A 6,698-nucleotide genomic window follows, 5' to 3' on the forward strand; every position below is an offset into this window, starting at 1 on the left:
GCAATAGCCAGCTATTACGCCATATTTCCGCCTCGTCAAGCAAGCACTCACAAACCCAAATTCCCGCAACTTATTCCGTGCACGCCCCTAAGATGATTAAATGCGGACTTCGGATTTGAATACAAAGATATATTTTATGATATTACTCTCTAAGTTATTGATCGTAGCGCTGCTTTTAATACCGTTGCGATTACTGGCCGGAATACCGGATGGTTTAGATTCGGACGGTACGCCTATCCGCAGCGAGAAGAATGGCTATGTAGAGCCGTTTAAAATTGCCGACAATATTTATTATATTGGTGATAAGTGGGTTTCGTCGTATTTGGTGGTGACGGTTAAGGGGTTGGTTGTTATTGATACTCTTAATTATCCTTTTAGCCGTTGGTTGCCTATGAATATTAAAAAGCTTGGTTTTTCTCTTAAAGATATTCGTTATTTAATGATTACGCACGGCCACTCGGATCACGTCGGCGGCGCCCACTATATGGAGGGACTTGTAGACGCTCCGGTATTGATTAGTGCGCAGGCGTTAAAGTTAGCGCGGCAGGAATCGAAACTGACTCAGGGCGAAAAACATTTCTCACCGCCACAAAATACACAGCTGATTTCAGAGGGAATGATGCTGAAGCTCGGTGATACCTCATTTATTTTTCACCACACGCCCGGGCATACATTGGGGGCTTACTCTATTGAGTTTAATGCGTTGTTTGGTGAAAAGTATCACCGCGCATTGGTTTACGGTGGGATGGGGACCAATTTTTCGGGTCTGAATCAGGCGAAGGCTTATTTAGAGAGCGTTAAGCGAATACAGGTTAGCAATGTAACTACGCACCCCTTTGAGGTAAATCTGGCGAGCCACCCACATTTAGCGACGCTCTTTGAGCGACGAGATCGTGCATTAATAGAAGGGGAGGTCGCTTATATTGATGCTGACGGCGTTAGTCATTTTTTAACTTTACTCGCTGCGCGTGGTGACAAAAAGTTAACAGAGGAACTGCAGCTTCGATCTGAAATCGCTGAGTAGGAGCTCTGAGTGCCATTAATTAAATGAGGTCTATGTCAAATTTTTATCAGGATAATAGTTTGAAATTTTATCAAATCTGGATTTTTTACTTTTTTGGTTGGGTGTCTTATCGGGACTGACTCACAGAATGGAAAGATAACGGTGCAAAAGTAGCGCTAGTGCTCGAACAACCTTAAATGGACCTTTTTGATCATATACAGTGTTGTATTCTTTGCATGACCAGACGTTATCCATTCCTACTTCTTATTGAGGGCTTTATGAATACTTCACCTTTTTTAACTCTTGCTGTTTCAGCATTGTTGCTGAGTGCGTGCACTGGTGGCACAGCGTCATCCTCTTCCAGTGAAAGTATTTCAAGTTCTATACCCGATTCGAGTAGTGAGGCCTCATCAAGTACTTCTATGGTGAGTAGTTCTTCATCAGTAGCTTCAAGTGCGCCGGTACAAGATGGCAGTATTAGCCAGTTTATTGATTTGCCGAAAGAGTATCGCGTTAGCGATGATGGCGAGCGTTTAGAGCGCGGCGGCTTTTATGCGTCTAAACTTTACAATGAAGAAACGCTAGAAACCGTGACACTTGAATTTTCGCAGGGTGATTACTGGGATCAGATGAAGCGAAATAAAGATGCGGATAACGGACAAAAAGTATCGGCTACTTTGCGCTATAAAGATAAAGTTATTGAGGGTGTTGGTGTTGGTTTTCGTGGTTTAACCAGCTATTCGTTTGCGGACGCCGATAAAAAATCTTTTTCGATTGACCTCGATCCAAATGATGCCGGCGTGGATATTAACGGCTACGACGAGCTTAAACTTAATAATGCACATGAAGACCCATCAGCTATGCGTGAAACATTATTTTCCAATTTGATTGGTAATAATATTCCAGCGGCGCGAGCCAATTTTGTTAAACTCGTGATTAATGGTCGTAATTACGGTATCTATACCAACCTCGAAAAACTTGAAAAAGATCATGTGGATGATTGGTTTTTTGATAAAGATAATACGCGATGGCGTGCCGAAGTGGCGACAGGTTTTAGCTTAAATGGCGGCGGTGGGGGAGGCTTTGGTGGTGGCGGTTTTGATTTTGCTACTCTTTTTGGCGCCGGAAAATCCACACTTAATGACCTTGGTGAAAACGGGAACTCCTATACTGCCGATTATAATTTAAAATATTCTGATGCCGAAAAAGCACCTAATCCTTGGCAGGATCTGGCCAATGCGGCACATACCATGGGTGTCGCATCGCCTGAATATATTGTAGAAGAGCTTGGTCAATATATGAATATTGACGAGGCTTTATGGTTTGTCGCCTCCGAGAACATCTTCGCTGATGATGATGGTTACTTGAATAAAGGTGGTCTGGATTATTATGTGTATTTTGATGTATTTACTGGGCGAATACTGCCTATTGAATACGACGGTAACAGTGCATTCCACGGACCGTTTATTGAAGAGTGGAATCCACTTTATCGCATGGATGATAATCGATTCCCGCTGGTCGATATTTTGCTGCGAGTTCCAGAGCTTCGCGCGCGTTATTTTGCGCATTACCGGACTATTATGGAGGAATCGTTAAAACCTCAGGTAAGCCTTCCAGTGGTTGATACCTATGCGGCGCTTATTGGCCCCGGTATTGCGGATGGTAGTGCAGTTAAAGCGTATTCCTATAACGAACACCAACAAGATGTTCAAGGGATAAAAGATTTTATTACTCGTCGTTATAATTATTTATCCTCTCACTCAGAGCTATCGGGCACGCCTGTGGTCATTAACGATGTTGTTGATAGTGTGGACGGCATTGCTTCAATTCGCCCGCGTGATAATCAAGCTGTGAATGTGGCCGCTACGGTGGCGGGTAGCGTACAAGCGGCTTACCTCTATTATGGGAAGGGTTTAGCGGGTGAATTCGCTAAAGTGGCAATGAATGTCAATGGCTCCAGTTTGGTGGCGCAAATTCCTGCAATGCCAAAAGGTGAGTTCGTACGGTATTACATTGAAGTTATCGCCAATGATGGAAAAGGGACTGCTAGCTATAATCCAGTAGGCGCTGAGCACGACGTCTATATTTATCAGGTGTTGGCCGCAGCCAAAATCAACAGTAGCGTTGTGATCAATGAGCTTGTTGCCGATAACGAAACATTACAAGCCGATGAGACGGGCGAATATTCGGATTGGATTGAGCTCTATAACAAGGGTGATACTGCTGTTGACTTGTCGAATTGGTATTTGACGGATGAAGATACAAAATTGGATCGCTGGAAATTCCCGCAGGGTACTGTGATCGCTGCTGGCGCTACTTTGGTCGTGTGGGCCGATGATGAAACTGACACGCTAGGTGGCTTACATGCTAGCTTTAAACTTAGTGCTGGCGGTGAAAACGTTTATCTTGTGAATGGTAGTTTAGAGATTGCTGATCACGTGGAATACGTGGATGCTCCAGAGGATCAGAGCTATGCGCGCCAACCCAATGGAACTGGTGATTTCTCTTGGACCAGTAATGCCACGTTTAATGGACTAAATCCATAAACGATTGTTTGGTCTGGTCCTTAAATTTCTTATTTGAAGTACGCTTTTAAGTCATTTTTTAAAGGCCGTTAAAACACCTAGTTGATAGAGAATCACTAGGTGTTTTTTTATGCCTATCGTTTGTGCGGTTAGGTTTGGATTTCTTTGAGTGGCGTTAAGATTTAACGATGTCTAAGCATGACATTTTTAAGCACTGTAAACGCCGCCATTGATATCGAGTGTGGCGCCATTAATAAAGCCATCATATTCGCTGGCTAAAAAAATAACGGCGCGGGCCACGTCGTTTGCAGTGCCGGCGCACTGCAAGGGGATTCCTGCGATGGTGGCTTGAGCAGAGGCTTCGGTGGTGTGAGTGTTGTGGAAAGATGTGCCCAAAATAAGGCCCGGCGCAACCGCGTTAACGCGAATACCTTGCGGCCCAAGCTCATTTGCAAGCGCGCGCGTCCAAGTTAAAATGGCACCTTTGGCCATACTGTAGGCTAAAGAACCTGGGTGTCCGCCTTTGCGCCCAGCCAATGAGGCTAAATTAACAATGCTGCCATTGGCATTTTTTTGCATGGCAGGTACAGCGGCTTGGGTCACAAATTGAGCGGATGAAATATTGGTATCGATAACTTTGTACCAATAGGCGCTATCGGTTTTTTCGAGCGTTCGACGTTCAATAAGTGAGCCTGCATTGTTAATTAAAATATCGAGCCCACCAAGGTAATTGATTGCGGTATCAACGACCCTTTTTGCTTCATCGGCATCGCACAAGTCGCCTTGAATAGCTGTGGCGGATAACCCTTGTTCGTGTGCTTTTTGTGTGAGCGCATCAGCTGTTTTTTTGCTGGAAAAATAATGGATTGCTACATGGGCTCCGGCTTCAATAAATTGCTGGCTAATGGCTTCGCCAATTCCTTGTGCCCCTGCGGTAATAAGGACGCGCTTACCTTTCAATTTCATCTATACACCTGCCAAAAAAAACGCCATGCTATCAAATTGACATGCCCTTGCGTGCTATTACAGTGTTAAATAGGTGCAAATTATTTTATTGCTTCAAGCTTTTATTCGTGGAGATACTGTGAAGGTTGTCTATAAAAAAATATTTCTGGCCATGGCTTTATTCGGTAGTGGTTTGTCTATTTCTGGCTGTTCCAGCCATAGCGATATGGAGCTTCGCAAAAGCTTTAGTTGGCAGAAACTGGTCACCAACGGGCAGCCAACGGCTCGCCATGAAGCTGCCGTTATCGCCTACAAGGGCAAGGTCTATTTAATTGGTGGGCGGCGTATAAACCCTACGGATGTATTCGATCCTGTAACAAACAGCTGGCAAGAAAAATCCAAGCCGCCACTAGAAATTCACCATTTTCAGCCAGTGGTATGGGGAGATGCGATCTATATCGTGGGTGCAATGACAGGGGGGTGGCCTAACGAAAAGCCACTTGATAGGGTTGTTATTTATTACCCTGACCGCGATCTATTTGAATATGGCCCCAAGATACCTGAGGCGCGAAGGCGTGGTGGTGCCGGGGCTGTGGTTTATAACAATAAAATTTATTGGCTTGGCGGGATTACGGATGGTCATATGGAGGGGGCTAGGCCTTGGTTTGATGAGTTTAACCCAGCCACAGGCCAATGGCGCATATTGGATGACGCACCGCATGCACGAGATCATTTTCAAGCGGATGTTATTCGGGGCAAGCTATACGGCGCTGGCGGCCGAACAACCTCACATAAAACACAGCAAAGCATCGAGCTAACAGTAGCCGCGATTGATGTATTTGATTTTTCTTTGGAGCGCTGGCTGCCGAGTGATCAGGTGCCGCATTTGCCGACAGCGCGCGCTGGTAGTGCGACTGTGGCAATCGGTGATAATTTGCTTGTGGCGGGCGGCGAGAGTATGGCTCAGCAATTGGCGCATAGCGATGTGGAAGTCTTTAATAGCCAATTAAGTCAGTGGGAGCGCTGGCCTGATTTAATTCAAGGGCGCCATGGCTCTGGTTTCGCTGTTATTGATAATACTATTTATATGGCTTCTGGCTGTGGCGAGCCAGGCGGCACACCAGAATTAACGACCATAGAGCGTTTGGAACTGCCTTAGCCTATAGGCCCCAGCCTGAAGTGTATCGGCTTAATGATTCAATGTTTCATTGATCAGCGCAATGAGCGGGCGGTAAAAGTGCTGTTAATACAAGAGGCTTGTTGCCAAACAGAGCTATACCAGGGCTCATCCAGCCGCAGGCAGTGTGAGGCATTGGTAGTTACATTCTTATTGCGCAGTTGCTAATCACTATTCACTAGGTCATTGATGTATAATTCCGCCCTTTTTACGGCGGCTTAAACATTAAAGCTCAGCCAGATAACCGAGATTGAGGTGTTTTTGTGGGTTGGATTGATTTTGTAGCGGAACAATGGATTTTGGTATCGTTGTTGTTGGTTTTAATTGTGGGCTTTGTAACTTTTGAAGGTAAAAAGGGTGGTAAAACAGTTAGTTACCATCAGGTTTCACGTTTACTCAATAGTGAAGAAGCTATATTACTGGATGTGCGTGATACGGCTGATTTCAAAAACGGCCATATTATCGATGCGATCAATATCCCGCACGGCAGCTTGGCAACGCGCTTAAGCGAACTTGATAAGTACAAGGCTAAGCAAGTCATCGTGGCTGACAAAATGGGTCAGCACTCAGGCAACGCCGGTAAGGTGCTACGTGAAGCGGGTTTTGAGGCTGTGCGTATGCAAGGTGGCATGGCGGAGTGGGTTGCGCAAAAATTACCAGTGATCAAGGCGACTAAAAGTAAAGGTAAAAAGGCATGAGTATCACCGTATATTCGAAGCAATTTTGCCCCTACTGTGTAATGGCGAAGCGTTTGCTGGACAGTAAAGGTGCAAGCTTTACTGAGATTAAGGTCGATAATGATCAGGCTATGATGAAAAAAATGATGGCCGATAGTGGCCAGCGTACAGTGCCGCAAATTTGGATTGGTAAAACACATGTTGGTGGCTACGATGAATTAGCCGCTATGCAGCAAAATGGTCAGTTGGATGGACTTTTAGCCTCAGAGGGTTGATCCTGCCGTAAGGTGCCCCATAGTAGGGTATGCGATACATAAGGGACGAGGAAACAATATTTCATCCACTAATGCTTGATATCGACATCCTTACCT

General features: G+C 45.2%; 6 protein-coding genes. 5 read left to right on the plus strand and 1 reads right to left on the minus strand.

The window, feature by feature from the left end:
* Nucleotides 1-136: 136 nt before the first annotated feature.
* On the plus strand, nt 137-1,024 hold the full coding sequence (locus tag AC3A8L_RS18645) for an MBL fold metallo-hydrolase (RefSeq protein ID WP_487963785.1): 888 nt from the start codon (nt 137-139) through the stop codon (nt 1,022-1,024).
* 257 nt (nt 1,025-1,281) lie between these two features.
* Complete coding sequence (locus tag AC3A8L_RS18650; RefSeq protein WP_487963786.1) at nt 1,282-3,549, plus strand: CotH kinase family protein; 2,268 nt, start codon at nt 1,282-1,284, stop codon at nt 3,547-3,549.
* A gap of 186 nt (nt 3,550-3,735) precedes the next feature.
* Here AC3A8L_RS18650 and AC3A8L_RS18655 read toward each other — a convergent pair whose 3' ends face one another.
* Complete coding sequence (locus tag AC3A8L_RS18655) at nt 3,736-4,494, minus strand: SDR family NAD(P)-dependent oxidoreductase (RefSeq protein WP_487963787.1); 759 nt, start codon at nt 4,492-4,494, stop codon at nt 3,736-3,738.
* Nucleotides 4,495-4,612: 118 nt separating this feature from the next.
* Between AC3A8L_RS18655 and AC3A8L_RS18660 the strand changes: the two genes are divergently transcribed.
* From AC3A8L_RS18660 to grxC, 3 genes are all read left to right on the plus strand, one after another.
* Complete coding sequence (locus AC3A8L_RS18660) at nt 4,613-5,632, plus strand: Kelch repeat-containing protein (protein ID WP_487963788.1); 1,020 nt, start codon at nt 4,613-4,615, stop codon at nt 5,630-5,632.
* A 281-nt stretch (nt 5,633-5,913) separates the two neighbouring features.
* Nucleotides 5,914-6,348, plus strand: a complete 435-nt coding sequence (locus tag AC3A8L_RS18665) for a rhodanese-like domain-containing protein (RefSeq protein WP_487963789.1) — start codon at nt 5,914-5,916, stop codon at nt 6,346-6,348.
* Nucleotides 6,345-6,602, plus strand: a complete 258-nt coding sequence (gene grxC, locus AC3A8L_RS18670) for a glutaredoxin 3 (RefSeq protein ID WP_487963790.1) — start codon at nt 6,345-6,347, stop codon at nt 6,600-6,602. Before AC3A8L_RS18665 ends, grxC begins: the two co-directional genes overlap by 4 nt.
* Nucleotides 6,603-6,698: the final 96 nt, after the last annotated feature.

Source organism: Marinagarivorans sp. (genome assembly GCF_982758155.1).

Coding starts and splice junctions, on each gene's coding strand:
- AC3A8L_RS18645 (WP_487963785.1), top strand. CDS start 137: ATGATATTACTCTCTAAGTTATTGATCGTAGCGCTGCTTTTAATACCG.
- AC3A8L_RS18655 (WP_487963787.1), bottom strand. CDS start 4,494: ATGAAATTGAAAGGTAAGCGCGTCCTTATTACCGCAGGGGCACAAGGA.
- AC3A8L_RS18650 (WP_487963786.1), top strand. CDS start 1,282: ATGAATACTTCACCTTTTTTAACTCTTGCTGTTTCAGCATTGTTGCTG.
- grxC (WP_487963790.1), top strand. CDS start 6,345: ATGAGTATCACCGTATATTCGAAGCAATTTTGCCCCTACTGTGTAATG.